21 protein-coding genes and 1 pseudogene are annotated in these 26,828 nt (G+C 41.4%); 5 read left to right on the plus strand and 17 right to left on the minus strand.

The features are described 5' to 3' along the window. Nucleotides 1-110: 110 nt before the first annotated feature. A complete protein-coding gene (locus tag V7L31_RS08705) occupies nt 111-191 on the minus strand; it encodes a WD40 repeat domain-containing protein (RefSeq protein WP_334695868.1) in 81 nt (26 codons plus the stop codon). 108 nt (nt 192-299) lie between these two features. Here V7L31_RS08705 and V7L31_RS08710 point away from each other — a divergent pair, with 108 nt between their 5' ends. After that, the gene (locus V7L31_RS08710; RefSeq protein WP_334695848.1) at nt 300-449 is read left to right on the plus strand and encodes a hypothetical protein; all 150 of its coding nucleotides are present in this window, start codon (nt 300-302) and stop codon (nt 447-449) included. Between the two features lie 118 nt (nt 450-567). Here V7L31_RS08710 and V7L31_RS08715 read toward each other — a convergent pair whose 3' ends face one another. From V7L31_RS08715 to V7L31_RS08770, 12 genes are all read right to left on the minus strand, one after another. Further along, nucleotides 568-888, minus strand: a complete 321-nt coding sequence (locus V7L31_RS08715) for a hypothetical protein (RefSeq protein WP_334695849.1) — start codon at nt 886-888, stop codon at nt 568-570. 23 nt (nt 889-911) lie between these two features. Then, nucleotides 912-4,229, minus strand: coding sequence for an nSTAND1 domain-containing NTPase (locus V7L31_RS08720; protein WP_334695850.1), 3,318 nt, complete (start codon nt 4,227-4,229; stop codon nt 912-914). Beyond that, nucleotides 4,226-5,875, minus strand: a complete 1,650-nt coding sequence (locus V7L31_RS08725; RefSeq protein ID WP_334695851.1) for a hypothetical protein — start codon at nt 5,873-5,875, stop codon at nt 4,226-4,228. The genes V7L31_RS08720 and V7L31_RS08725 overlap by 4 nt, the downstream gene beginning before the upstream one ends. Before the next feature lie 30 nt (nt 5,876-5,905). Next, nucleotides 5,906-7,222: a hypothetical protein gene (locus V7L31_RS08730; protein WP_334695852.1), complete on the minus strand. Its 1,317-nt coding sequence runs from the start codon at nt 7,220-7,222 to the stop codon at nt 5,906-5,908. A gap of 113 nt (nt 7,223-7,335) precedes the next feature. Beyond that, a complete protein-coding gene (locus V7L31_RS08735; RefSeq protein WP_334695853.1) occupies nt 7,336-7,518 on the minus strand; it encodes a hypothetical protein in 183 nt (60 codons plus the stop codon). A gap of 590 nt (nt 7,519-8,108) precedes the next feature. Beyond that, nucleotides 8,109-8,900: a GH25 family lysozyme gene (locus V7L31_RS08740; protein WP_334695854.1), complete on the minus strand. Its 792-nt coding sequence runs from the start codon at nt 8,898-8,900 to the stop codon at nt 8,109-8,111. A gap of 307 nt (nt 8,901-9,207) precedes the next feature. Further along, a complete protein-coding gene (locus tag V7L31_RS08745; protein ID WP_334695855.1) occupies nt 9,208-11,124 on the minus strand; it encodes a peroxidase family protein in 1,917 nt (638 codons plus the stop codon). Nucleotides 11,125-11,218: 94 nt separating this feature from the next. Beyond that, entirely contained in the window at nt 11,219-12,241 is a 1,023-nt protein-coding gene (locus V7L31_RS08750; RefSeq protein ID WP_334695856.1) for a WD40 repeat domain-containing protein, read from the minus strand. Nucleotides 12,242-12,318: 77 nt separating this feature from the next. Next, nucleotides 12,319-12,885 (minus strand): ferric reductase-like transmembrane domain-containing protein, encoded by a 567-nt coding sequence (locus V7L31_RS08755; protein ID WP_334695857.1) that lies wholly within the window; start codon nt 12,883-12,885, stop codon nt 12,319-12,321. 280 nt (nt 12,886-13,165) lie between these two features. Beyond that, nucleotides 13,166-13,435 carry a hypothetical protein gene (locus V7L31_RS08760; protein ID WP_334695858.1) on the minus strand — a complete coding sequence of 90 codons (270 nt, stop codon included), beginning with the start codon at nt 13,433-13,435 and terminating at the stop codon, nt 13,166-13,168. Between the two features lie 53 nt (nt 13,436-13,488). Further along, nucleotides 13,489-14,367 (minus strand): carbohydrate-binding protein, encoded by an 879-nt coding sequence (locus tag V7L31_RS08765; RefSeq protein WP_334695859.1) that lies wholly within the window; start codon nt 14,365-14,367, stop codon nt 13,489-13,491. Between the two features lie 186 nt (nt 14,368-14,553). Next, entirely contained in the window at nt 14,554-14,817 is a 264-nt protein-coding gene (locus V7L31_RS08770) for a hypothetical protein (RefSeq protein ID WP_334695860.1), read from the minus strand. Between the two features lie 794 nt (nt 14,818-15,611). On the opposite strand from V7L31_RS08770, the gene V7L31_RS08775 reads away from it, so the two are divergent. Both V7L31_RS08775 and V7L31_RS08780 read left to right on the plus strand, forming a co-directional pair. After that, nucleotides 15,612-17,999: a CHAT domain-containing protein gene (locus V7L31_RS08775; protein WP_334695861.1), complete on the plus strand. Its 2,388-nt coding sequence runs from the start codon at nt 15,612-15,614 to the stop codon at nt 17,997-17,999. A gap of 17 nt (nt 18,000-18,016) precedes the next feature. Then, nucleotides 18,017-20,479 (plus strand): NACHT domain-containing protein, encoded by a 2,463-nt coding sequence (locus tag V7L31_RS08780; protein WP_334695862.1) that lies wholly within the window; start codon nt 18,017-18,019, stop codon nt 20,477-20,479. Nucleotides 20,480-20,715: 236 nt separating this feature from the next. Here the strand turns inward: V7L31_RS08780 and V7L31_RS08785 are convergent, their stop codons facing one another. The 4 genes from V7L31_RS08785 to V7L31_RS08800 all read right to left on the minus strand — a co-directional run bounded on the left by V7L31_RS08785 (nt 20,716) and on the right by V7L31_RS08800 (nt 24,449). Next, the gene (locus V7L31_RS08785) at nt 20,716-20,847 is read right to left on the minus strand and encodes a hypothetical protein (protein WP_334695863.1); all 132 of its coding nucleotides are present in this window, start codon (nt 20,845-20,847) and stop codon (nt 20,716-20,718) included. Nucleotides 20,848-20,999: 152 nt separating this feature from the next. Next, nucleotides 21,000-22,172: a hypothetical protein gene (locus V7L31_RS08790; protein ID WP_334695864.1), complete on the minus strand. Its 1,173-nt coding sequence runs from the start codon at nt 22,170-22,172 to the stop codon at nt 21,000-21,002. 106 nt (nt 22,173-22,278) lie between these two features. Further along, the gene (locus V7L31_RS08795; RefSeq protein WP_334695865.1) at nt 22,279-23,901 is read right to left on the minus strand and encodes a hypothetical protein; all 1,623 of its coding nucleotides are present in this window, start codon (nt 23,899-23,901) and stop codon (nt 22,279-22,281) included. Nucleotides 23,902-24,080: 179 nt separating this feature from the next. Continuing rightward, nucleotides 24,081-24,449 carry a helix-turn-helix domain-containing protein gene (locus V7L31_RS08800; RefSeq protein ID WP_334695866.1) on the minus strand — a complete coding sequence of 123 codons (369 nt, stop codon included), beginning with the start codon at nt 24,447-24,449 and terminating at the stop codon, nt 24,081-24,083. A 579-nt stretch (nt 24,450-25,028) separates the two neighbouring features. On the opposite strand from V7L31_RS08800, the gene V7L31_RS08805 reads away from it, so the two are divergent. Next, entirely contained in the window at nt 25,029-26,129 is a 1,101-nt protein-coding gene (locus tag V7L31_RS08805) for an RRXRR domain-containing protein (RefSeq protein WP_334695867.1), read from the plus strand. A gap of 339 nt (nt 26,130-26,468) precedes the next feature. After that, a pseudogene (locus V7L31_RS08810) lies at nt 26,469-26,828 on the plus strand (hypothetical protein); the annotation flags it as partial.

Below are 26,828 nucleotides of genomic sequence, written 5' to 3' on the forward strand. Positions count from 1 at the left end.
TCGCACAGATGGCGATCGCTTTTACTAACATTAGCACTGGGGTTGTTCAAATAGTCGTGCATCCAATCGCACCCGTAAGTAAGTAGCCGTTCAAGATTTAAATCTTCCTCCTAATTCCACAGAATCACAGTCCGATCAGAGCTTGCTGAAGCAATGGTTTTTTCATCAAGGCTTAACGCCACTGCATACACCTGATAGTTCTGCTACCTTCAGTAGCGCTAAAAGAAGTATTAGCATACACTAATGGTCAGCCTTTTTTAACTCAAACACTGTGTAAACTATTACATGGTTGTAAATCTGTGATTCCCGCCAACTCTAAAGCAGATTGGCTGGCAAACTTGGTGCGATCGCATAGGGTGAAGTCTCTTGGACTAATCTCCGTAGCTCCTTCACTCATTGACATCTATTGGGTTTTAGTCCGCGATCGCCCCCGTGGTCGATTAGTTTAGACCTAAATTAGACCTCTTGCAAAAGTCAAAAAATCAAGAATGTCATATTGAGCGGAACGCAGTGGAGAGAAGAATCTTACAAGATGTTTAGCTCCGCTCAATATGACAATTTAAGCATTTATGCAAGAGGTATATTCATACAATTCATACGATTTTTGCGACCTTGAAATGATAAAGTAGCTTCTTTACTATTATTTCTTTGAGAAGCAATAAATTTTATTTGGTACTTAGCATTATTCTTTTCTAAATTAGCAATATTTAAATGCTGTGGCTGCCCTGCACTTATATTTTGTAGGCTAGCTTTGATTGTTGAATTACTAACTTCAATAAGTTGAACTGTGACTTCTCCCTGATCTACTGTTATTTCGATGTAATCGATATCGGAGATATCAATATCACGATTCACTGTTTTTCCAAATTCTACGATAATGGAGGGCATTTTTTAGTTTCCTACAAAATTTGTTATTTTCTATTGATTAATGTATCATCTTTTTTTGATTTAGCACAACGGAAACCTGTGTCTTTAGAGACAGAATCTGGTGAAGCAATCTGACGAGAAGTATTTTTTTCTCCTACTATTCTTAAAGTTAATTCCTGGTTTGATGTTGAGACTTCAGAATCTATATGCCAGGGTTTTATAGATACTTGAAAATTTAATGGTTTAATAAAATAAGATGAAGTCCACTCCCAAAAGGGAGCAGATGAAAAACTTTGATAATTACGTGCAGCTTTTTCCCATTCTAACTCAGTTGGCAAGCGTCTTCCTAACCAATGACAATAGTCATTGGCTTGAAAAGCTGTAACTCCAACCACTACTACTTTGTCTAGATTATCTTTGTCAAGATATAATTGTGGCTGTTTTACTGGTTTAGAGCAAGCTCCATAACTAACACATAAACCATACTGATGATTAGACACTTGATGCTTTTCAATCTCAAAATCATCAAGATTTATTTGTCTTATTGATATTTCATTACCATGAGGATTCTCTGCCCCAAAGTTAAATTTACCTGCTGGAATCTTTACAGTTTCTCCTAAAGAAGATGCGTCTAACTGTAATTTTTCACGATGAGCAAAGGAGATGATGAAAGCGGCAGTAATGATAATCATAACACCAGCTAGGTATTGCCAACCAAGCCGTGCTTGTTTCTCTCGCTGTAGTTCTCGCTGTTGCATTTGCTCTCGTTCTAAAACCGATCGCTCTCTCAATTCCACACAAGCACTTACATAGTTAGCCTCTAGCTGATTCAAAAATCTAGGCTGCTTCAATAAAGCCTCAGCATCTTCTAACCTCCCACCTCGATGCACTAAACAACTCTCGTCTTTTTGTTCCTTTTCCCACTCCAAAGCAGCCTGACGGATAGTTTCACGCAGTTGTAAATAAGTCCGATTTTCATTTAACCAATCAAGTAATTTTGGCCAGTAGCGGATTAAAGCTTCATGGGCAACTTCCACTTCTTCTCGATTTGTAGACTCATCCACACTGGTAACTACAAGTCGCGCACCTTCCCCAGCCAATCGCTGCACCAGATTTTTAGTTAGCACCAACTCACTACCTACAGGTACTAATTCCTCTAACCCAACTCGTCGTCGCGTATCCCGGCGTTTCTCACCTTGCAAAGTATCTTCATCCAGACGAGTTAAACGCACAAATATATTCTTAACTTGCTCTTGTTCCTGGGGTGACAAATCATTATAAACATCATCGGCAGTTTCAGCGATCGCCTTTTTCACACCACCAATGGCCTGATACTCCACACAACGTAACCATCTTCCTTCTCGCCGCTTCCACAACTCAAACAGTGCGTGTTGCAGTAGTGGCATTGCCCCTGGTTCTCCTTGGACTTCATCTAAAATGGAATTGCTCAAACCAGCTTCAAAGCGCAAACCTACCTTTGCTGCTTGCATTTCCATTGCTCGACGTAACTGGGCTGAATCCATAGGCGCAATTAGTTCTTGTCTAGCCTGCATCATTTCCCTGAGTTTGGGATAAGACGCACACTCTCCCCAAAAGTCTGCCCGCATAGTAATCATCACTTTTTGATGCTGGCTAAGACTGATTAATTGGTTGATGAATTGTTGTCTTTGCGCTTCATCACTACAGAGAGTGAACAGTTCTTCAAACTGGTCTATCACCAAGACAAAATTTTGGTCTTGAAATTTTGATAGACTTGTTTGCAGTAGAGCAACTGGTTGACTGCTTGGAGTCATGTAAGCCATCTGGAGATTTGGCTGCTGCCTTTCTAATGCAGGGATTAATCCCGCCAGTACCACGGATGATTTACCACTACCAGAAGCCCCTAACACAGGTAAAAAATTGTCTTGCGCCAGTTTTTCTTGTAGCTGTGCAATCAACTGCTCCCGCCCAAAGAAAAACTCACAGTCTTCTAAACGGAAAGGATACAATCCTCGAAAAGGACAGCGTGAGTCATAGACTGGTGGTTCCGTACCCAATGCCAAAGCTGGAAAACTCAAATCCAAGACTTCACTAGATATCTTATTGATTACATCTAAAGCCTGCTGCTGTTCTTGCAGCGCCTCCCTGGTATCAGTACCCAATGTTCTATTCAAGACTGCTATTTGCTGATGCAACTCATCGGATAGTACAGGCGCACGTTCTGTTAGTAATTTTTCTAAATAATCTAAACCATACTTGATTTCCTGAGATGTGAGGGGGCGGTCTGGAGTATCGCTAAATAGCGATCGCCCTCCTAGACGGCTAAAAAGTGCTGGAACAGTTATGTCATATCTATCCTGCAATCCAGCTGTAGCTTCGCTCAATGCTAAATCTACATTGCCATGTACTCTCAATTTTTCATAAAAAGTTGTAGCTAAAGCTTGAGCAGTTTTTATACTAACTTTATCCGTCATTGCCACGACGGCAGGTATACCCAATTCTCTGACTAACCGTTGTGCTAGTCCGCCCATTGCGCCTGTTGCTTCTACTGTATTACTGGCACTTTCGCAAGTGGACAAAAAAGCAAAATGCGGGGCGCGGCGTAAGTTAGTCAGCTTGTCAATCAAGGTAGTGCCATTGACTGGTGCAACTTGATTATCATCGATTGCCAAATAAAGTGCAGTTTCTTTATTAGATAACAACTTACCGTGGCAGACAAAGTGGATTAAAGTATAGTATTTTTCATTACTAGTAAGGCACTGCATCAGTGCGTCCAAAGTGGGCAGCCCTATTGCTCCATCAACTTTTGCTAGCACGTCAGTTGGAATGTCCCCAAGGGCAGCTTTAACACTAGCCACCGCAGCTTCGACATCAAAATCGTCTAGCTGAAATTTTCCTAATCCAGATGGGCTAGCAGCTACAACCAGCGCCTGCAAGTCCCGCCGCCCAATGGCAGGGAAAAGCTGCTCTGTAATTGTGGGAATGTAGAGAGAAAAAGGTGTCCTTTGATTGAGACATAAAAAATCCCAATCTCCATCTAAAGGAGAGCAGAGTTTTTGCCACTGTAATTCCTTGAGGTCGTCGGCTTCGATGTATAGTAGTACATGAAGATATTTCTCAGTGTTTTTGCTATCTTCAAGACTTGTTAAGGCTTGAATGAAAGCATCACGTATACCATCATTAAATAGTGTTTTACCTAATATTGTGCCGTACTTCCTTGGCTGGGAGCTTAATGCTCTGAGTATCACAAGATCATCTTCACTATTGATGTTAAGGATACCTTGACGGCGGATAGGAACGAGTTGACCAGGTTTGGTATGTTCGACAACTACAGGCCAGCTATCTTGATATTTACGTTGGATTGTAATTTCAAAGATATTCATAATTTCAACGCCTGAAGTAAATTATTTACGGCTAACACAGTTGCTTGAATTTGTTCAACTTCAGAGGCAGGAGCTTGCTGGACTTTTTCTAAAAATGTCTCTAAAGATTTAATTAAATCCAACTTCGCTGGCTGTAATACAGATACTTCTGGTGTCGCAATTGCAGCTGGCAAAGTAACTTTTTCAATGATTGGTCGCTCCACAGCGTTTCCATCACCAACGGCTAATCGTACTGCGGGGTCGCCAATAATTGTGTAGCTCCGAGCATCGTTGTTCGCTGTCCACATAGTAGCTATCGCTGAGTCATCAGCGATCGCACCAAATTTAATTTCTTCTAGTTGACTGCTGAGATCGGAAGAAAGTTCTGCATAACGCTGGTTGAAAAACTCCATAGCCGATCCCACAGGATGCCCTTCCATCAATCTCTTTAAAGCACTTTGAAAGACTTGCAACTGCGCCCCAGCCCTCTCCCACATAAACGAATATCCCCAGGCTCGTTCCACATGACCAACTACAGCCAATGCCCCTCCCTGCGGATGACTCAGCAAGCGCCGTGGTAAACCAGCCACAAAAGCACGAGGAGCAATATTTGACCTTTCATTGGCGGCTTTATTATGGGCGAAGTCATCGAATTTAGGCGTGCCAGCACCATAGCAAGCAAAATGAATGGCGATCAATCCCAGCAAGCGATCGCTGACACTAATATCATCCGCAGAAAAATAAAAGTCTTCAGGAATTTTTTCTCTCCACTGGAGTGGCCCTGGCCATTCTTGGCAGAGCAATGCTCCTTGGTGGCGTTCTTGTCGCGGATCGCCATTGGGAAAACCCATACCGTGACTAGCTGTAAATAACAAGCTAGGAGTTTCAGCGCCACCTAATAATTGTCTCAGTCGAGCTTTTGTGGCTTCATCTTTGAGGACAGTTTGGATATTCCAGCTTGCTTGGTCTTGGGCTATCCATTCAGCTAGGGGTTTAATTAATTGGTCAGCACTGAGTTGAGTTGCTCGATCGCCACTGTTTTGCACGCCGAAAAAGCTAGCAGTGCGGGGTAACGAGAACTTACCTGTTTCTGCTTCGACAACGCTACGAGCATACTGAGCATATTCTTCTAAAGTCTCAAAATAAATCCGACCTACCGCATACTGCACATCAAGTTGGTACTGAAAGCTATAGGGAATAGTTTCTGGATCACCGACAATGAGTAGGTAGTAAGGCATATTATTAGGGTCAGCAGGTCCTGGCCCGACTTGATGACGCGCCAAAAACTTATTTTTTGTCTCGCCCGAACGATAAGCTTTTACATTAATATACTCTTGATAATACTGTTCTTTTTTTTGTGTCGCCTGCTGTTGACGTAGTTCCAACAATGGACTCAGGGCTTCTCTAATTGCTGGGTCAGCACCATAAGCAAAAATAACTCCCCAACCAGTTTCTGCTAAGTTTTTCGGGTCTACTCCCTCTATGGGTGCAAATTCTGGGTCTAAACCTTTAATGTTTAAATTTTTCCTTTGTAATTCGCTTAAAAGTTCTAAGTCTATTTCTTCACCCTGAGCAATTTGAGAAACTTGCATTGGTGTTAGGGGTGGAAGCAAATACTTACCAGTTGCCCCATCAATTCCATTAAAAAATAGCGATTCTTCGTTCATAAATTGGCTATTCCTTGATTTTCGATTGACTTAACTAGCGAGTACAGCTTGCCACACAGCATGAGCTACTTCTGGTTTAGCTATATCATTGTGAGCGCCAACAAAAATTCCATCATGGGTATCACATATATATTGAGTACTATCTAAATTATAAATTTTACCTGTTGTAAAAGGGTACGCTTCATTCACAGAAAGCATCTTCATATTTACAATTTCCAAACCTGGACCACGTACCCCAAAAGTGCCTAGTGCGCCAAACTTAGGAAGCTCGACAGTTTCAAAAACTATTTGGTGGCGTATACCCGCAGCTAAGGGATACATCTTACCAAGAGCTGCATCTAGTTCAGTTTGTGTAGTAACAATCGGGCCGGATACTTTATTCTCAGCAACTACAGAATGAAAGTAACCCGGACGACCTGGTAAAACTGTAATATCTGCACAGTAAGACCACAGCGATAAGGCACCTTGTACTAAAGCTACAGAATTAACTGGACGGACTAAAGTGTTGTGGTCCCTGGGTCCTGCTAACATAGCGGAAACAACAATACATCCAAAACTGTGACCCATGAGGTGAAATCGCACGGTATTTGCAGTTGCTTTTTGCAGTTGTGCTAGTAACTCGAAGCCGCCAGTTTCACCAATTTGACGCGCTCTGTCTTTCATTTTCCAAAAAGAGAGGACTCGCAGGGGCATCAGAATTCCACTCAAGTTGAATTGACCAAAATCAACTGGTTCTGCTTTGGCAGCTTCAAATATACCTTCTGGATCGAAAGATAAGCGATCGCTCCCTGGGGCTGCTCCTTCACCATCATTACCTAAGCCTGATTCCTGATTTAAAACTTCGTAAGCTTGACGTACCTCTGATGGCATATAGTCAGGCGCAATATCTTCCATCGCTGCTTGGAAAATTGTATGAAGTGCCTGTCGGGAAGTATCTGTGTCAGCAATTCTCTGAGCATACTGCTCAATCAAGCTCTCTAATGGAGAAGTAGATGTTGAATCAAAAGAAACTGGACTACTAAGTTCTTCATTACCCCAAGGCAAACTCGGCCAATATAAACCAATTAATAGTGGGCGAAATTCCGATCTTGCTTGTTCGATTTGTGCAATATCATTTAAATTATTGTGCATTGCACCTATCCATTTATTATATTGCTGTCGCGCTCCAGTTACATCACTCATCCATCCATGACTAAATATAAAGACATCTGTGATTGGCTGACCAGACAAGATATCTAATATCTTTTGGCTCATTTTACCTTGAGGCTCATCACGTTCATTAGCAACAGCATCAAATGCGACTAAATAGTACTGTAATGATGTTCCAGGTATTGTTTCAATTGACATATAAAACCTCAAAAAACTAATATTTATTTAATTTAAATTAGTACTAATCGAGCTTCCATTGAAATTATAAAGGGGATAATTCACAAAAATTTTGCTATTCATCCCCTACAATTCTATAATCCAATTGCACCTACTACAACTTCTTTATCTGGATTAACTTTAATATATTTCAGTACAATCTGAACACCTATTTCATGCTGACGAACAGCAATCTGATAGTGGTCTGGATTAAGGTCTTTGTTGTTCTCTTTAATAAAATCAAAGAGGTTTACTAAGTTAAACTGTGTATTAGCCATTTGATTCGACTCCATATTGATAAATAACCAAAAATTATTGGAATCCAATATTGTTTTGGTTTTTTGCTTTTCTATACTTTATAATAGTTTTATTTTTGTGCAAACGAAATCTATAAAACTAATATTTTTTCTGATAAACTCCATATAAAAACTCATGCTCAACTAAGTTTAAGCCTTGTATAACGCAATACAATTCAGCTAAGGCTAAAAATTAAATCCGCCCTAGGTTAGATTTAGTTCCTAAACCTAACCTACACTTCTTCTTAACTGAACCGTATCGTTATATAGCAATCCAAATTGAATAGCAAGAAAACACGTAGGTTTAACATCAAGCTTAAAAGTCAAATTTTATGCATCTCTGGAAATAATACATAAGCAATTACAAACTATTTAAACCAGAAGCCTTTGAGCTTTTCGTAGTGCCATTCGATTTTGGGAGATTTAATTTAAAAACGAAACGGGCAATAGAGGATAGGGAACGCCGTTCCCTATCCTCTATTATTAAGCTATTAGCCCAGAAAATAGATTTCCTGTTAAGTTGATTGGCAAGTGCGAAATCTGATGCAAAACTTATCGTGCTTAAATTCGCTCTAAATCCACAATAAAGTCACCCAAGTTTTTATTCCAACAATCCCATCTGCTTGCAATCCTTTGGATGTTTGAAAACTAATAACAGCAGATTCAACTTGGTCAGAGAAATGACCATCAACAACACCAGTATATAACCCAATATCTGTAAGTTGCTGTTGTAATTGCTTGACTCTCAACCCAGAATCCCCTTGTTGCAATTCTTTGAACCGGTTCAAATCAGCTATACCACTGACACCAGGTACACCAGGTACATTTTCTTGAAATTGGTGGATGAGATATTCTCCTTGCCAAGGGCTAGGAATTGTCGGAGGGTGGGTTGTATAATGTGCAATCCATAGTTGGTAAGCAGCAAAATCAGAAGGATTACCAAGTTCTTCCCAGAAACCAGGGGAAGTATAAATGATAGGCTTGATTACTTTTCCTGTCTGTTGTTTTAGTTCGTTTTCTACTTCTGCTAACCATTTTTTGGCTGCGTTAATCACACTTTTTCGATCTACTTCATCATCTACCTCTATATCTAAAACAGGTGGTAGGTCTCCAGGTTCCAAATTACCTACAGTGCTTAAGAATTCATGTGCTTGTTTAACAGGATCAGATTTCTGTGGGTGAAAGAAATGATAAGCACCTCGGATAACACCAGCAGCTTTCATATTTTGCCAGTGATGTGCAAAAGCAGAATCTTTTACAGTAACACCTTCTGTCGCTTTGACAAATGCAAAAGTCTTGCCAGAATTCTTTACGGCTGTCCAATCTACTCTACCATCTTGACCAGCTACATCAATACCAATCATAAAATTCCTCTTTTGTTTCAAAAATTGACTAGTTCTTTAAGAAAGCATTAGAGAAGTACATAAGGAATTTATTTGTTATTAATTATTCAAAGCATCCTTTTAACTTAAAAATACAAAAAATTAATAATTTATCAGACTTTGAAAGTCTCTAAATTTCTTAAATTTCCTGCGTTTTATAGCTAGTGACGTTTGAATATATCAAAACAAAACCTTCTACTCTCTAACTCCTCTCTTATATAAAAGGTAGTAAGATTCGCTACTAGTCACAAGCAAGCAAAAACAGATTGCATAATTATCATTTTTACCATCAGCAAGAAGCTGAGTTTTTATGGGTGCTGGTGCTGGTTGGAGGTGGCTCGATCTTTTGACCAGCAAATTTAAGTAGGTTAGCAAAGATAACTGTCTTATCACCACCTAAAATTGGCTGCCAATCTTTAGGTACTTTATTAATATAAGATTCTGGATCAGAATCTAAAAGTCCATAAAATACCTCGGCTACAATCCGACCACCTACCCAACCTAGCTTAGTTTTAGCGCCAACACCATTTAGTAAGTCTACTTCGGAAAAACTTTTTCCCACACCAAAGTGATCTACTAAAGGAGCTTGAGCCTCAGCTAAGATGTAGAACCAGAGTGGGGTGTCGTTTTGTAGACTCTCAGCAATTGGCTCAAACTTGAACAGTGCATCCCCCGCCGAATTTTTACCCGCTGGTTGTCGTACACTGAGTTGATCTGATGTGAGAGGGATAGCCTGAGTAAAACCTTTGTCCTGTAAAGCTTTGACAATCTGTTGCCCACCTTGTACTCTGTAGTTGTTGCCTCGTAATAAATTAAGCAGTGCCAGGGATGGACGTGGTGGTACTACTTTTGTGTCTGGCAAGGTGTCAGGGCTGATTGTATCCTCAACTTCTTTAATCACCCCTCCAACATTCTGGCTTGTTGGCAATACAGGGGACGGTAAAACGCCAAGTGGATCAACCAAGTTGGAATCAATTTTGTAAGCTAGTTGTAAGCGTACTTCTGATCTTTCTGTATTATCAGCAGGACTTTCACGAGGCTCATTGGGTAACACTCCTGGACTTGTAAGCGGGAAAAAGCGCGCCCAATTATCAATGACATGATGACTCGGTAGTGGCTCGAATCCTAACAAACTGTCATCGTCTGGGTTGTCATTATCGCTACCCGGGAAAATGCTAAAGCGTTTATCATTGTTGAGACGATAACCAAAGCGTACTCCAGAATGTCCAAAGCGGTAAGCTGCTACTACAAATTCGCGGGGTAAATTCTCGCGTTTGTCTTCTGTGTAAAGAGCATAGTTTTGGGCGCGTTGGTCACGAGTTTTGTCTTTTAGACCTTCTAGAACATCCGCGTTAACAATGCGCGGCAAAAAGTCTTCTATCACTATCTTTTGATAAGCCCAGCGTACTTCGTTTTGTGCTGCTTCAAACAAAGCAGTACCCGTCAGTTTCTGATCGTCTTGCAGTCTGTAATTGTTTTGTTTGAGCTTTGCTACTACTGCATTATGATACTTGACAAAAGACAATTGGATTTGACTGATAATCGAGTTTTCATCATTACGTTTGTCACCAATAATCGCGCGACCATTGGGGCTACGCAGTAGGTCTTGATCTGCCTGATTTTTAAAGTCTGAAACTAGCTTTGTATTACTGGCGGTAGGTTCAACCTGATTTTCAGTACCGTTTTTATATAAAAGAGTAGCCCCATCCTCAGCGTACAAAAAAGGTTGAGCATCAGGCCCGTCACCGTATAAGGAATCCAAATCAAAGCGTGGAGTCCTTAAGTTAGTTGGCAGACGATCTTGAGAACCAATATCTGCTGGGTTCAAAGATGATGTGTTATCAAAGGTTAGATCGTGATCGATAAATTGACCCAAGTATGTATAACCTGCTGGTAACAGCAAATTTTCTTCAGGATCAGGACCATCTTTCACGGTATCTGGCTCTGACTTTATGCTGTTAGCAAGTTCTAGCAGTTCATGGGTCGCATAGCTTTTTGCTCTTAAAGGCAGTAAATGTGTAAATGCTTGTTCTCGTGTGCCGACGGAACCGTGACCAAATCCACTCATATAATGCTCCAAAATTAAGGTAAAGTTAATTGATTGAATGACTATTGCGTTAAAGCAATCTGCACTTGAGATTTCGATAAACTTATCAAAAGAAAGTGATTTTGACAGCAAAGACATTTTTGTAAGCAGAGATGGCATAGCCTAGTTGTCAAATTAATGTCGGCTAGGATGTATCCCTGTCTTTCATCAGATTTCCTCCTTATAGATTTGTTTACTTTCTGAAAGCTTCTTGTCACTCTTTAGGAAGAGACCAGAGTTTGATGGTTTTGTCGGCACTGCTGCTGGCTATCATGTTTCCATGCGGTCTGAAAACTACTGACCGCACGCCTCGCTCATGTCCTATCAAATTCTCCAAGAGTTTGCCTTCAGGCAACCCCCATAACTTGATAGTGCTATCATTGCTACCACTAGCTAATCTCTTGCCATCAGGACTGAAAGCCACTGACCACACAACTCCTTCATGTCCAATTAGGGAGTGCAACAATTTACCAGTGGGCATTTGCCAGAGTTTGACTGTCCTATCAGCACTGCCACTCGCGATCTGCCGTCCATCAGGGCTAAAAGCCACTGAGCGCACGGCTTGTGAATGACCATTCAGGGTTTGTAGAACAGCACCATCCATGATTCGCCAAATTTTGAGTGTGCCACCCTCATTGCCACTAGCTAAAGTCTGCCCATCGGGACTAAAAGCAACAGTTCTTACCCACTTTCCATCCAAGAACTGATGCACTTGTACGCCAGTCTGCATGTTCCAGATGCGGATGGTTGTGTCAGCACTACCACTGGCTAACCACTTTCCGTTGGGGCTGATGGCTACAGCTTCTACATCATCTGTATGGCCATCTAGGGTACGAAGCAGTTGCCCCGTCTCTAAATTCCAGAGTTTAATACGGTTATCCCAACTGCCACTAGCGAGCAGCTTGCTATCTGGACTGATGGCAAGGCTTACTACTGCATCGCCGTGTCCTTCTAAAGTATAGAGTAAGGTGTTACTAGGCAAATCCCAAATTTTAATTTTTTTATCGTAACTGCCACTGGCGAGGAAGCGTCCATCAGGGCTGATTGCCAATGCGTAAACCCAAGTTGAATTTCCTTGGACAGAACGTAAGGGTTGAGCGGTTGCAACAGAGACAGTAGCAACACTAGCATTTCGGAAGTGGAAGAATAGGTTAACACAACTGCTACTACCAACCAAGATCGTTAGGGTGCTGATTGCCAATGCTGAAGATTTCCAGGTAAATTGTTTCGATCTCATGACAGGACATTCCTTGTGCGAGTGGGAGAATAATCTGACTTGCACCCACTGCGTAACGGTGTCGTAGACTAGCGGTACTATAGAGTAATTTTTTCTGGAATTTGAGATGAGAACGCTTTTCCTTTCGCTTTTTGTTGTTTATTCCGATGTTCAATCCAGCGTCGCATCAGAAATAAAAGGGTTGTCGTGACAATCCCTACTAGCCCAATCGGGGTTAAATAGCTCCAATGCTCTAACATTTTGTCCCAAATGTGCCAAGTGAGCAGGAACATAGCTAAGTAAGTCAGGGTATGTAATCGCTTCCAATTTTTTTTCAGTCTTTTGACACTCCAGTCATTAGAAGTAATTGCCAATAAGGTAAAAATTATGAAGGTAGATATACCTTGGATATAAATCCAATAGGTATTGGGATCTAAAAAATCAAGGTCTCTCTTTTTCATTAAGAGGAAACCGTGAAGCAAAGCCAAGCAGAAAGCCAGAATACCGATAAGTCGTCGATATTTTAACAGCCATTTGGGAAGGTTCGCTTGTTTAGTTTGAGGAAAAATGATTCTGAGATTCGTGGGCATTAAGGTGAGAATATAAGCTCCTAAAGCTAGAAATCCCAGGCTGTTTTCTAACGGTGCTGTATCGATTGCTGCCATGACCAATCGTCCTTAATTTTTCAAGAAAAGCCACTTTTTTATAAGTTAAATATTTCCTACACCCACATCAGCAAGTCAGGTCAAAGCTTACCAGCGTAAGACTGGTATATTTATCTAACTCCACTGCTAATTGAGTTAAAGCCTGAGATTTACTGACTTATTTCTGACTTGTGACTACTTTTGTTATGACTTTTATCATATAAAAATTAAACAGTCGTCATGAGAGGATGTTTGTAAAGCCTGGGTACTTCTGTACAACTATCTATGCCTAATTAGATATTTATGCAGTTTTGCAAAAACTGGGGTCAAATTTGTAGGGCAGCAGAAGTGGATTTGCGAGAATCAGGGTAAACGCTTCACTAGCCCCAGCATGATCTTCTGAAAGGGAATCTCGCGCTTCAATTTCTGCTGTACTTACACCCGAAGTCTTTATAAATGGCAATGCTTCGTCCCGTACAATCCGCAACATTTCCTCAGAGTTGGTGAGGTTTTTGAAATAAGACCAGCGACAACGCTGCTGATCTGCTGAAAAAAAGGGGTTACTAACCAATACTTCTCAATACTGATTAATTCTTAACCGAGAAGTATTGTATCAGGCATCATTTAAAGAGGTTGCCATAATGCTGGCGTATTTGGTGGAGTCCAATTTGGATCAACAGAATCATGTTCCTGAAGGCACTTATATTGTTTGCTGTTATATGTCACTAAGTCGCCTATATTGTAGTGTTTGCTGATCTCCCATGTAGAATTTGGAGTTGGGCTTGGAGTTGGACTTGGAGTTGGATTTGGAGTTGGACTTGGTGGGCTTGGAATTGGGTTCGGAATTGAAGCAGAGCTAGTTTGTGACCATTGGATAAACCCTTTTGTATTTAATCCAATTTTTTGGAAGTAATCTGTGGCATTTTGATATAGATTAGCCTGCACAATGCTAGGAATAATTGCGGCATTTGTATTTGCATAATCTGCCCACTTTACGCCCATATTCTCTGTAAAGTCATTCTGAGTCTCTGTTCCTTGAGTATAGAGTTGTGGCGAAAGATAATCTATATTTTTATCTGCAAAGAAAGCAGCCATAAGCTGTTGTGCATCACTAATTCCGTAAGGAGCAGTGTGACTAATAGTTACCAAAACCTTTAGGTTATTATTCTTACTAGCTACAAAAGCTTCCTGAAATCTGCTACTAAGCCCTGTATCACCTTCTTCAATATCAAAAGCAATTCCTTGATAGCTGGAAAATTTCCCACTATTAATTGCAGTGATAATTGTATCAATTTTACTGCTAGTAAAGCGACCATTTTCATTCCTCCCACCGAGAGAAATGTAAGATTCTCCTAGTAGTTGATTTTTGATTTTGGCACTTTCCTGTAATGCTGTATCTGGCTCTAACCATCCACTAAAGGCAACACTCAAGGTTGAGTCACTGGGTACAGTATCTTCTTTCCAAGTCCATTTCCAAAAACCTTTTACTTCAAATTCTGACATTGTAATCTCCTTGAAATAATTTAGTGTTCAAAAAACCTAGAGTCTCAGAGTCAAATATTCACTTAAGGTTGAACAAGGCTAACTCATGTTTTAAAAAATAAATCAGAACTTAAAATCTAGTGCAATTGTTTTTGACTTCTGAATTATAAGTTCCATAGCTAGCGCTCTAGAGAAATTAGGGTCGTATCAATTCGGTTGGGCTTCTATATTCACGTTAATAGATTGCTCTCCTAACAATCCACCCTTACTACCTGATACTTCAATAAGTTTCCATGCAATGCGTTGATCTGAAGTGTCTATACTTAAAGCTTTTAATGCTTGATTAATAGCATCATTAAGAGCGGATTGAAAATTCCCTACTTCGGAGGTTCCTTGAAATTGTTGGATGTTTATATTAATCATGATTTCTTTAAAAACAAGATAGTTGTTCATTGATTTAATATTAAACATTTTTTATTAAATCTAAAATCTATAAAGCTCATATAATTCCATCAATATAGCTTTTAAAGACTCATATAAAAACTCATCTCTAAGTCCAAAAATTAACGTAAATTAAGTGAGTTCTATCTATATAGAAATATATTTTTATAAAAAATATGACTTACTTGGATCGCCCTGCTACCCCCTGAATACTAGAGCAAACGCATCTAAATTACTTTTGATCACAACGAAGCTTAAGAAACAACGAAAAAATCTTTCCTTTCGCGTTTGATTATTTTTAAAGCCCCAAAGCGATGCCTGCGGCGGGCTTTGCCTACGCCTAATTTCTTCGCAATAAGTAAAGGTTAATGACATTATTTTTAGCTCTATTGAGAATAGACTTTACTTATTGACATAATGCGGTCGCCCTACCCTGAACGCTTACCGTTGGGAAGGAAACAGAAATCTAAATAGTGAGGCTTGAAGACTACCGTAAATCTATTGAGCCTGCTAATATATGCTTAAGTACAGTATAATAAGCTATATTATTATTAAATAAAATTTTTAAGACTAACACCTATACAAGCATTATCGGCATTCTAATAGACATGAACACTCTATGAGAGCTTTGTGGGTAAGTTAAGTATGCAACCTGACATTATGTATGAGTTTTTATATGAGTCTTTCTATGAGTTTTTAGCTTTCTCAAATTTCAAATCTAAGTTAGTATTGTTAAGTTAATTTTCTCAATCTGGTTATTGAAGTCTATAAATATTAATTATTCTTTTAAATAACCAAAACTGTTGTAATTATAAAAAGTATAGATGACTGAACAAATTTTATATTTTAATGGAATTAATGGTGCAACAGGAGAATATTTACCATCTCCAAGTACCGTTCAACAAATTGCCCAAATCGCCCAAGGCGAAACTTTCAGTAACCCATCTGATTTAATCCAACTACAACAGCTTTATCAGAAATCTCCAGAGAACGCTAGAGGGCTCATAGAAGGTAAAGACCCTAAGACCTTGGCACAGGCAGGCTGGGGAGTTATTTTCGCCTATAAATATCAAGATAGTTCTGGTTATCAAGCTCAAGATATTAGAGAAGCCTTGGGCGAATTACTAGAACATCGCCGCCGACAAGCTACACAACAAGACTCGCGCTATTACCAGGAATACATTGGGGAGAAAGCATATCGGAATGAGGAATCAAAACAACAGTTTTTAGAACGGCAAGGAGTCGCACCAGGGCCTGTTAACCCAGAAAAAATGCCCTACTACTTATTAATTGTTGGCGACCCCTTGAGTATTCCTTATCAATTTCAGTATCAGTTAGATGTGCAGTATGCAGTCGGCAGAATTTACTTTGATACTTTAGAAGAATATGCCCAGTATGCACATAATGTAGTTAAAGTTGAGACTGGTGAAGTTCGTTTGCCTAAAAACATTTACTTGTTTGGCACACATAATCAAGATGACAAAGCCACAGAACTGAGTGCCGAACGTCTGGTCAAGCCGTTATCACAATGGTTAGCTCATGACCAGCCCAATTGGTCGGTGCAGACAATTGTGGGCGAATCAGCTACCAAAGCCAGATTCAGCCAAATTCTAAGTGAAACTCAAACACCTGCACTGTTGTTCACTGCGACTCATGGTGTCCGCTTTCCCAATAATCATCCACTTCAGTTACAGCACCAAGGAGCGCTTTTATGCCAAGACTGGCCAGGGCCATCTCATTGGAAAGGAGAACTAGACCCGCAAACACATTATTTTTGTGCAGATGATGTAGATAATGATGCCAATTTACTGGGGTTAATAGCATTTCACTTTGCTTGTTACAGTGCGGGAACGCCACAGGTGGATGATTTTACTGCGCGAAGTGGGGCGCAAAACACAGATATTGCCCCTTATGCTTTCGTAGCTCAACTGCCTAAGCGTTTACTGAGTCGAGGAGCTTTAGCTGTAGTTGGGCATATTGAACGGACTTGGGGTTGTTCTTTTGTCTGGAAAGAGTTAGAGCAGCAACTAGAAACTTTTGAGTCAGCCTTCAAGCGGCTGATGGAAGGTCATCCAGTAGGTTCAGCCCTAGAATTTTTTAATCAGCGTTATGCAGAACTCGCTTGTGACCTCAATGTGGAGTTAGAGCAAATTAAGTACAAGCAATCTGTTTATGATTGGAAGATAGCAAGTTTGTGGACAGCGAAAAATGATGCCCGCAATTACGCCATCATTGGAGATCCGGCTGTACGTCTGATGGTGGCAACTAATCCCATTGCCAATGCCCAACAGCCCACCATACGCCAGAAGATTACGCTTGATTCACTCCAGTTAGCAAACTGTGAAAACCCAACTAGTACAGAATTAAATTTATCCAAATACAGTCAGCATGAATTTCTTAGCCACCAGCTAGAGCATGATTTTAAAAAGATGAAAAAAAAGATTTTAATTTTATCTGCCAATCCGAAAAACACTGATAAGTTGCGTCTGGATGAGGAAATGCGAGAAATTCAAGCAGGTTTGGAACGCTCCAAAAACCGAGATAAGTTTGAAATTATCACTAAATTGGCAGTACGTACCAATGATTTGCGCCAGGCATTATTGGATTGTGAACCACAAATTGTCCATTTTTCAGGACATGGTGTCGGTACTGCAAATACAGGTCTGAATAATAATCAAAAACAAACAAGTCAGGGTGAAATTGTCAGCCTAGATTCACAGCCTAATGGCATAGTGTTGGAAGATGAATTAGGGCAAGTACAACTGGTCGGTACAAAAGCACTTACAGAACTGTTTGAGTTATTTAAAGATAAGATTGACTGCATTTTGCTCAACGCCTGCTATTCCCAAAACCAAGCAAAAGCTATTTACCAACATATTAACTGCGTTATTGGCATGAATCTTGCCATTCCAGATAATACTGCTATTAAGTTCTCAGTAGGATTTTATGATGCTATCGGTGCTGGTAGAACTTATGCAGATGCTTTTAAATTTGGTTGTAACAACATTAACCTTAATAATATTCCTGGTAGTTTAATTCCTGTTATTAACATCCGAGATTCTTCTAAAACTTTATTCCAGCCTCAAGATTTACTTGAAAAACCCAATCCTCAAGAATCTATAGATAGTAAGTTTAATGTTCAAATTACAGGGGGTAAAGTTCAAGGGTTGACACAGCAAAATACTGGAACTATAAGTCAAAACTTCAATTAATCAAAAAGGGTTATAAAATGACTGACAATAATTTTGCTAATCGTGTTGAGATATTTGGTGGTAAGGTTCAAGGATTTATCCAAGAGAATTATGGAACTGTCACTCAAAACTTTATAATACAAGTATCTAAATTATATAGCAGCCAAGCTGTGACAGAAAAAGAATTGAATTCTGAGGAGTACCGACAGAGGACAGTATTGCTTAGTAAAGTCAAAGAGTACTGGATCAAAGGGGTTTTAGAGAAGTCTTTGTTTACTGAAGCAATGATTGAACTTGGATTGGAAGAGCGATCAGACATAATAGAGCGTCCGTTTATTGGTTTTGAGGAACTATCAGAAAAATCCAGAAAAATTCTGCCTACAGGGACAGATGCAACAGAGTTTTTTAACCAAATAGGAGACGGACGAACTCTATTAATTTTAGGGGAACCTGGTTCGGGTAAAACTATTACCCTCCTAAAACTGGCACAGAATTTAATTGCTCGCGCTGAAGAAGATATAAGGCGGTTGATTCCAATTGTATTTAATTTATCTTCTTGGAAAATTAAGCGACAAAAGATTGCGGATTGGCTCATAGAAGAACTCTGGAGCAAATATGGAGTATCTAAGGCTGTTGGTAAAGATTTGATTGAAAAGCAACAACTTATTATGCTGCTGGATGGTTTGGACGAGGTCAAGGCTGAACATCGAGAAGCTTGTGTCCAAGCCATCAACCAGTTTATGGTAGATAATGGGCAGACTGAGGTGGTGGTGTGTAGCCGCATTAAAGAATACGAAGCCCTCTCTACCCAATTGCGATTGCGAGGTGCAATCTTGATCCGTTCTCTGACTCCTGAGCAGATTAACCAATATTTTGATAAGGCTGGCGAGCAATTGCAAGCAGTGAAAACCTTGCTCCAGGAAGATAATGCACTGCAAGAGTTAGCCAAGTCCCCTCTGACACTTAGCGTGATGAGTTTAGCGTATCGAGGCAAGAAAGTTGAAGAATTGCATCAGATTGGCTCATTGGAAGAACGCCGTCAACATCTATTCGATTCTTATATTGAACGGATGTTCAAGCAGGAAAAAACTGGTAAGCCCAGCGGATATAAATATCGATATGAAAATCAGCAAACTAAAAAGTGGCTAACTTGGTTGGCACAACGCATGACGAAGGAATCACAAACTGTATTTCTTATTGAACAATTGCAACCTAGATGGTTGAAAACGAAATCAGAAAAAATACTCTATGTACTAGCTGTTGTCCTGTTTATATTTTTGGTTTTAAATAGTTGGAATTTTTACCTCGATTATCTATCCCAAGTAAACCCTTCTGTGATCTTAGAAGAAAAGAAATTATCAGAGTCTCAATTAACTAATTTTAAAGAGATTTTTGCTAGAATTGAAAGGCTTAGGCTGATATTTATTTTCCTTTTGTTGACTATTGTAATGTCATGGAAATTAATAATAAATAAACCTTTTTTTCTGTGTACATGGGTTAAAAAAGTATATATTAACTTTGTCAAAAAGATGTTTTTTGTTAAATATCTTGTTCCTTTATACGAATTGTATAAATTACAATATGATCTTTTATTCCGCAACTATTTAGTTCCAGATATAGAACCAATTGAAGCTGTAAATTGGTCATTTAGGAACGCATTAAAAACTTTGAAAAGTAATTTGATAGCATTTTTTGTTTGCTCAACAATTTTTGTTATAATTCCGTTTGGAATAATATACCTGGTAGGATTATTATTCCTAATTTGGAACGGGCAAATATCAAATGGTTTATTGTTAACCCTGCTTTTTGTGGTGATAGTCCCCTTGCTTTCTGTGATGTCCGGCTTGTTGTCTGCGATAGTGAATGGACCTACTGTTTTTGTGTTCAGTAGCATTGATATAAAAAAATCTGTAGAAAAGACTGTAGTTCCTAATCAGGGAATTAAGAGGTCAGCAAAAAGTATTATTCCTCTTAGTTTCATGGGATTAGTTTTAGGGTTTTTAAGCCTTTATCAATCCACTGCTTTTCAAAGCATTTACGGTACGATGTTTACTATGCTGCTTCATCACAAAATACTTCCTGTCCATATACCTATGCCTATAGGAATCGTGACAAAGATATTAACATGGGTTTTACTGTTTGCACTTCTAGCGGGCGGAGCTTGTATTAAACACGTTATTTTGCGAATTATCCTTTGCTGGAAAGGGTATATGCCTTGGAATTATGCTTCTTTTCTTGATTACGCATCTGAGCGAATTTTCTTGCGAAAAGTAGGTGGCAGCTACATCTTTATTCATCGAATATTGCAGGAGTATTTCGCATTTAGGGAAACAGCTTTGCAAAGTTCAGGCTTTTACGCACCTATTCAAGAAATTCCAGTACAACCCTCTTCTCCACAAGTTCAAAATCACCTTGTTTGTACCAATTGTGGTCATCATAATTCTGCTAATAACAACTTTTGTATCAAGTGCGGAACTAAATTGAATCAACCACATATTTAATCCGAGAAGGCGAACGCGTACAAGCAGATGGTTATGCCATCGCATCGTTGATTGACTCTTCCTCTAAAGTTGCTATGAGAGGCTTTGCTTATGCTGAGAGTCGGCTTGTTAGTTGCTGACGATGTTGGGTTTGGCAAAATCTATAAAAAAGGCGATCTCGCTACACAATTGGGCTAGAACGTGTAATGGGTACACTACTTGGGTGTTGATTTTGTTCGATAAACGCTCAAATATCTTCATGCAGTTTCTGTATCGTCATTTGAGGCAGAAAACAGAATTCTTCTTTTGGTGAGCATGGATTGAGCAAAAACTTGAGATGTCCAATCTTCAACATTCAAAAAGCGAACTGTCTCTACTGCTTCTTTCACAAGACTTTCAACTCTCGTCAATCGCCTTATTGACATTTCACGATTTTCGGCAGATTCACAACTTTACTCTCCCACCCCAAACCGCCGCATCATCTCCGCCAACGCCACCGCCTCACCATCCGGCGTGTACACAGTTTCCCCCGACATCGCAATCACAATTCTCTAATCGCAATCTCCCACTGCGGAAACTTCGCCAACAACTTCTTGATCACAATCTGCAAAGCAGGATCATCATTCCAACACTCCTGCAAGTACTCAAATCCCGGATTCTGCCCCGAATTTCCCGCAACTTTGAGTTTCTGCATCCGCTCCGGTCGCACATTTGACCTTGCAACAATCGCCTCATGCGACCATTTTTCTGTGACGGGCGCGGCGGAAGCTTCACCCTCATAAACTGTTTCGACTTCTACGCCTGAAACTGAATTTTCAACCAACAACGAAGCGGGATTACTTGCTTCTGCTTCCTCCTGTGTTTGATTAGCGATCGCTTCCTTGGAAGAAAATTCATTTTGTGCAACGGGCGCGGCGAAATCAGTGCCTTCATGACAGCCCTTCGCTTCAACGCTACAATTCTGCTTTTCAGCTAACAACGGAGCAGGTTGACTTGGTGCAGCATCCACAAGCGTTAGCGTCGTACAGTCCGTTACCGCAGGGAACTCTTCTTCCAACTCTTCCACGCTTTGAACAGACTGAGGCGACGCGCCCCTCAAGGGCGCGTGAGCCGTCTCCTCCTTACGCGAAATCTGTGTAAGCGTGTCAGAGATACAGCTAACGAACTCTTTTGAAGAGTTCGTTAGCTGTTCCTGAGTAGTTCGTGAGGTTTCCTGGAATCCTTGCTCTGATGGACTTTGACCTAAAATAAGTGCTTTGTACAAAGCACCTATTTCTTCAGAGCCAGCATCAATCTCTGTATTTTCAGCATTTGGTTCTCGTTTTTTAACATCTGCTTCCTCGTTTTCAGCATTAGGTTTCTCCCAAAATTCCTTCATTCGACTGCCGTGCAAATTCCGCACCATCCAACCGACTGTTTCGCGTCCATCCTGTATTGACTTGTCTGGTTTGAAAATGAATAGCCCACTTTCAGCTAGAATTTTCTTTGCACAGATAAAACTGCTGTAACCCAAAGCTGTAGATAAAGGCATCCACCGAGAACCGTAGGGGTCAGCCGTCCAGCACTCCTGCCACAATTGCGTCACTGATGGCTTTTGTTGCGATGCCCACAACAAATCTTCTATGGGAATAATCACGTGAAGCCGCTTATACGGTGATTGTGGTTTATTAGCAACAGCCTTTTTGGACTTGGGACGGGTAATAGTTGCAGTCATCTTTCAATCTCCTGTTTATGTTGGCGCATGGAAATTTCCCCTACTGTGATTGCAGGGTTTGGTACTTGTATTTAGTTGTCTAAAAAGTCACTGGCTCACTGAAAACCTATTGAGGTTGCCAAAACCGCAACTCATCTCGGAAATACCTGTCAGTCTTTTTTGATTGCTCCTTCCAACAATCCCAGGCAACCACCACTTCCTCGCCCAAATCCTCTACAACTTCACCCTTCTCTACATACAAAGTACGGTAGGGGTCAGCGTGGGCAACGATAGAGCCAACTTGAATAGTTGGCGGTTCGGTAGATGCTTTCTGGAGAGCAGCAATTAATTCTGTTTCTTCATCGGTCAATTCTGCCCAGTAATCTTGTTTAATCACTTCGTACTCTTGGGCAACATTCCAAAACTCCTGCCAAGTACACCCAGGTTTAGCTAGCATTGCCCTAATGTCACTCACTGCCTGGGGTAGCATTTCCAGTTGTTCGGCTCGATATGCGATGCCTTCAGCAACGTCTTCTACGAACGCAGAAGGTGTCGGTTCACTTCCCAGAATTATGGCCGCAGCTTCCAGTGCTTGGGTGTTGTTCATGGCACTAGCGAGATTCTTCAACGCCATGCCCATGAGCCGCAGACATTCTTGGGCATTCTCTTTGGGCGGTTCGACTGCTAGCGATCGCAAATCAATTGTCTTCTCCAGTGCAAGCTTGACCTGTTTATTCAACACTTTAGTTGCTTGCTGGGTCATGGTATTTCCCCACTGCTGTTGAGGAGGTTCTTGTACTGCGTTTTCCAAATCTTGAATACGCTGCTTGAGTTGTTGATTCTCAGCCTCCAATTTCCTTAGCCCCTCCATCTCCAAGAGCCGTTGCTGTAACTGGATATTTTCTTCTTTCTGTTGTTTAAAGAGTTGTTGCAGAGATTGGATTTGCTCTTGCACTTGTTCTTCGGCTTTGGCTGTGACCTCTGTTTGCAAACCAATCCTCAATTCCTGCTCTAGACGCTCTAACTCTTGCTGGTGTTGCTCTTTGATTTGGGCGATCGCTTCGGTATATTCTGCGGGGTAAATGCGTTCTCTGGGAAAGGGAACGCTAGCGGCATCTAGATCCGCATTGTTAACCAACAGCCTTTCGCCATCAGCAAAAGTAACAATCTGCTGCCAATGATTTGGTGCGTCTGCTGAGATCACTCCCGACTCTCCATAGCGAGGATGTGACTGTTGTGAAACTGTGACTTTAGCAGATTCAGGAACCACTGGTTCTTCAATTTTGGGAACCATTGGTTCCTGAATAGATTGCTTTTTGCGTGGAAGTTGAGGAACCACTTTTTGGGCGGCAGCAGCAAAGCCTGATTCACCAGGGGAGGCGTTATCTTTCAGAGCGATCGCTACAGCTTGTTTTAGTTTCTCTGGTTCCTTGACTAGCCGCAGCAGTGGACGAGCTTGGCGCTCATTTTTGATGTGTCCGCCCAATTCACCAACTGCGTCTATGACCTTTTTGGCTCCTAGCAGTTGGTTGATTCGTCGGTATCCACCCCAGGCGTATAACTCACGCTGGCAGTATTCTGAAAAGTTTTTATAGCCAGCTTGCAGGTAAAGCTGCTGTTCGCGCATTTGGAGGATTTCATCTACTGCTTGCCACTCGAACCTATCGATGGCAGTGAAGGTTTCCTGAATGCTGGTGTTGAGATTGCTGTAATCGAGTGCTGTTGTTTGTTCTCTATCTAGTGTCAGCATATCTATTGCCCACTATGGTAAATGCTTGAAAGTGAGGTGTTGCAGTTTAACCAAAGTGAACAAGAGCAGCTGATTTGGAGGGTTTTTCCAAAAATGTGTCAGCATTATAATTAGCTCACTTTGTGATCAACGGATTGAGCAGGCGATCGCATAGCTTTGGTCGGCGGCGGTCGCTTTTACTAGGCAGCAGTTGATAACGAAGTATTTTCTATTTCAGTTTTAGAAGCTGTTATACGAGATTTTTTTTGCTGGGTTGGTGCTTTGGCTCCTTTGATTTCATAATTCTCGTCAACAACTGGGTTTGGCCCTCTGGCATAGCTAATTAAGTCAGAGGGGGTAATCTCTCCCTCCAAGTCTTGTGCCAGCCTATTTAAGCATTCACAAAGATTGTTTAAAATCTCACCATCCAACCGTGGCATAGTTCTAGCGTTTCGTAAATTCGATACGGAGTTAGCACTAACCCCCATTTCTGCGGCAAGGTCACGGGCTTTAATGTTATGCCTTGCCATTACTTCTTTTAACTTCCACTTAATCAAGGCTTGATTCATAATTCTACACCTTAAGCTTACTTCTATCCTTACTTTACCACAAATATTCAAGCTATAAACTGTATAAATCAAAAAATAAACTTTATAAATCCAGTTTTGAACTTGATAAATCCAGCTTTAAACTTTATATTATTAATCATAAGGGGAAAGCAAAAGTGAACTGCCTACCTCCAAGAGTTAAAAGAGTTTCCATATCTGAACTTTGACAGCAATCCAGAGTGACCGCTTGATGAGTAACCAAGGCACTGGCGCAACCAGAGAAGGTGATGGGTACACAGCCGGGAAATGGATTTGCACTGAATAAGAAATTACCAGCAGGACGACGGACGGCAGGTCAACTACCCTACCCTAAACCCTAGCGCTCCGCGCCACGGGTTTTGAGGATGGGGCTTGGAACAGCCAGGTTCTAACAAAGCGTTGCACTAGCCCAACGAGCCAACAAAATAGCACAGACTTCCGAGCGTTTCCCTAACTCGGATTGCCTCTAAACCGACTGCTTATCGGTGCTTTTAGAAAGGACATCTATCTTGATGGTGGGCGAAGGGACTTTCTCACTTAGCGATAAGGATTATCTCCAAAATGCGCGTTTCAGTTCTCAATCCAGACGGTTCTCCTGCTATGCCCACCAAACCCAGCCGTACTCGTCGCTGGCTCAAAGCGGGCAAGGCAAAAGTCGTTCACAACGACCTGAATCTGTTTTGCGTTCAGCTAATTTGCGAGCCATCAGGCTACGAGGTTCAAGACATCGCACTCGGCATCGACCCCGGCAAGATGTTCACGGGTATTGGAGTTCAGTCATCTAGGTTTACGCTGTTCACCGCGCATCTCATCCTGCCCTTCCAGGCAATTACAAAGAAGATGAATGGTCGCCGAATTCTGCGTCGTGCCAGACGTGCCAGACGTATCAACCGCAAAGTGGCATTCCATCTCAGAGCGCATCGCCAGAAGCGCTTCTCGAATCGAAGGCAGGGTAAATTGCCGCCTTCGATTCGAGCCAGCAGGCAGATGGAATTGCGGGTTACGAAAGAGCTAATCAAACTCTTCCCCGTCTCTGACATCCGCTATGAGGTCGTCAAAGCCAGAACTGAAAAGGGTAAAGGACGCGGCTTTTCTCCGGTGATGGTTGGACAGAAATTCATGCTTCAGTGGCTAGAAGAACTCTGCCCGACTATTTCTCAGGAAGGGTGGCAAACTTCGACGCTTAGGCAGCAATTAGGGCTGGCTAAAGACAAGGGTGACAAGTCAAAGCAGATTCCTGAAACTCATGCCAATGACGGCATTGCGCTGGCGGCTAGTCACTTTATGTCATACCAGTCGTTTCAATCTAGCAATGGGCGAGGTCATCACTGGCAAGGTCAAGTCACTGTCACAAAATCAGTGTTTCGGGTCATCAGCCGTCCCAATCTTTACCGTCGTCAATTGCACTTTGAGAATCCGGTCAGTGGTGTGACCGGAAACCGTAAGCGCAAGGGTGGCACCATTACGCCCTTTGGGTTCAGGTCTGGTGATTTGGTTAGAGCAAAGAAGTCGGGAAAGACTGTTCTGGGCTGGATTGGTGGGTACAGCGAAGCTACAAAAGTTGTCAGCGTTTATGACATTAATTGGAGACGATATGGACAATTCAAAGCCTCAAAAGTCAAACTATTGCAGCGCAGTACTAGACTCTGCCTGTCGAGATAGAAGAGAGTGGGCGACTCCGTGCCTCCGTCACCCGTCGCTATCCCTCCCCACCTTGCTTACTGCAAGGGCGCTTCGCTGCTTCTCCGTTCCCTGAAGGTAGGGACTCCCGCGAATATATTGAAGCGTTTGAAGTCGTACACGTCGCCTGATACGCTGTATCTCCTGTTTTGGTATCACTCAAGTGCCACTGGCTTTGAGCCACAAATATATGGCTACGCCAAATCTTTTTGAGAGCGTTGTGCTAAACCACAACGTTCTTTGCACACATAACAAAGGCAATCGCTAGGTCTGGACAACTTCTGCGATCGCCTTTTATCCAACTGAATGGAGATCAATATTATGCCTTATACAACACATACACAGCAAGCAATTCTTAGTTCTTCTGTTGATGAGCAAGCCCTAGCTCAAGCAGAACTGTACACCCACCTCGAATCCCAAGCCGAAGCTGTAGCCCCAACCCAAGACCCCCTGACATCTCGTGACCGTCGCATCATTGGCGAGATTATCGAAGTCCAACCCGAATCAATTCGCACAATCTGGATTGAAGGTGGAATCACAGTATGGGTGCAATTCTTTAATAGCGGACGGCTACCCTTTGATAGGGACTGGTTCGCTACAAGAGTTGCAGAGGTAAAAGCGACTCTGCTAGAGACACCCCTGGAACGCAACGAGCGGTTGAGCGAGGAACTAGAAAAAGCC

Origin of the sequence: Nostoc sp. (assembly GCF_036916655.1) — a bacterium.
Classification (GTDB): domain Bacteria; phylum Cyanobacteriota; class Cyanobacteriia; order Cyanobacteriales; family Nostocaceae; genus Nostoc.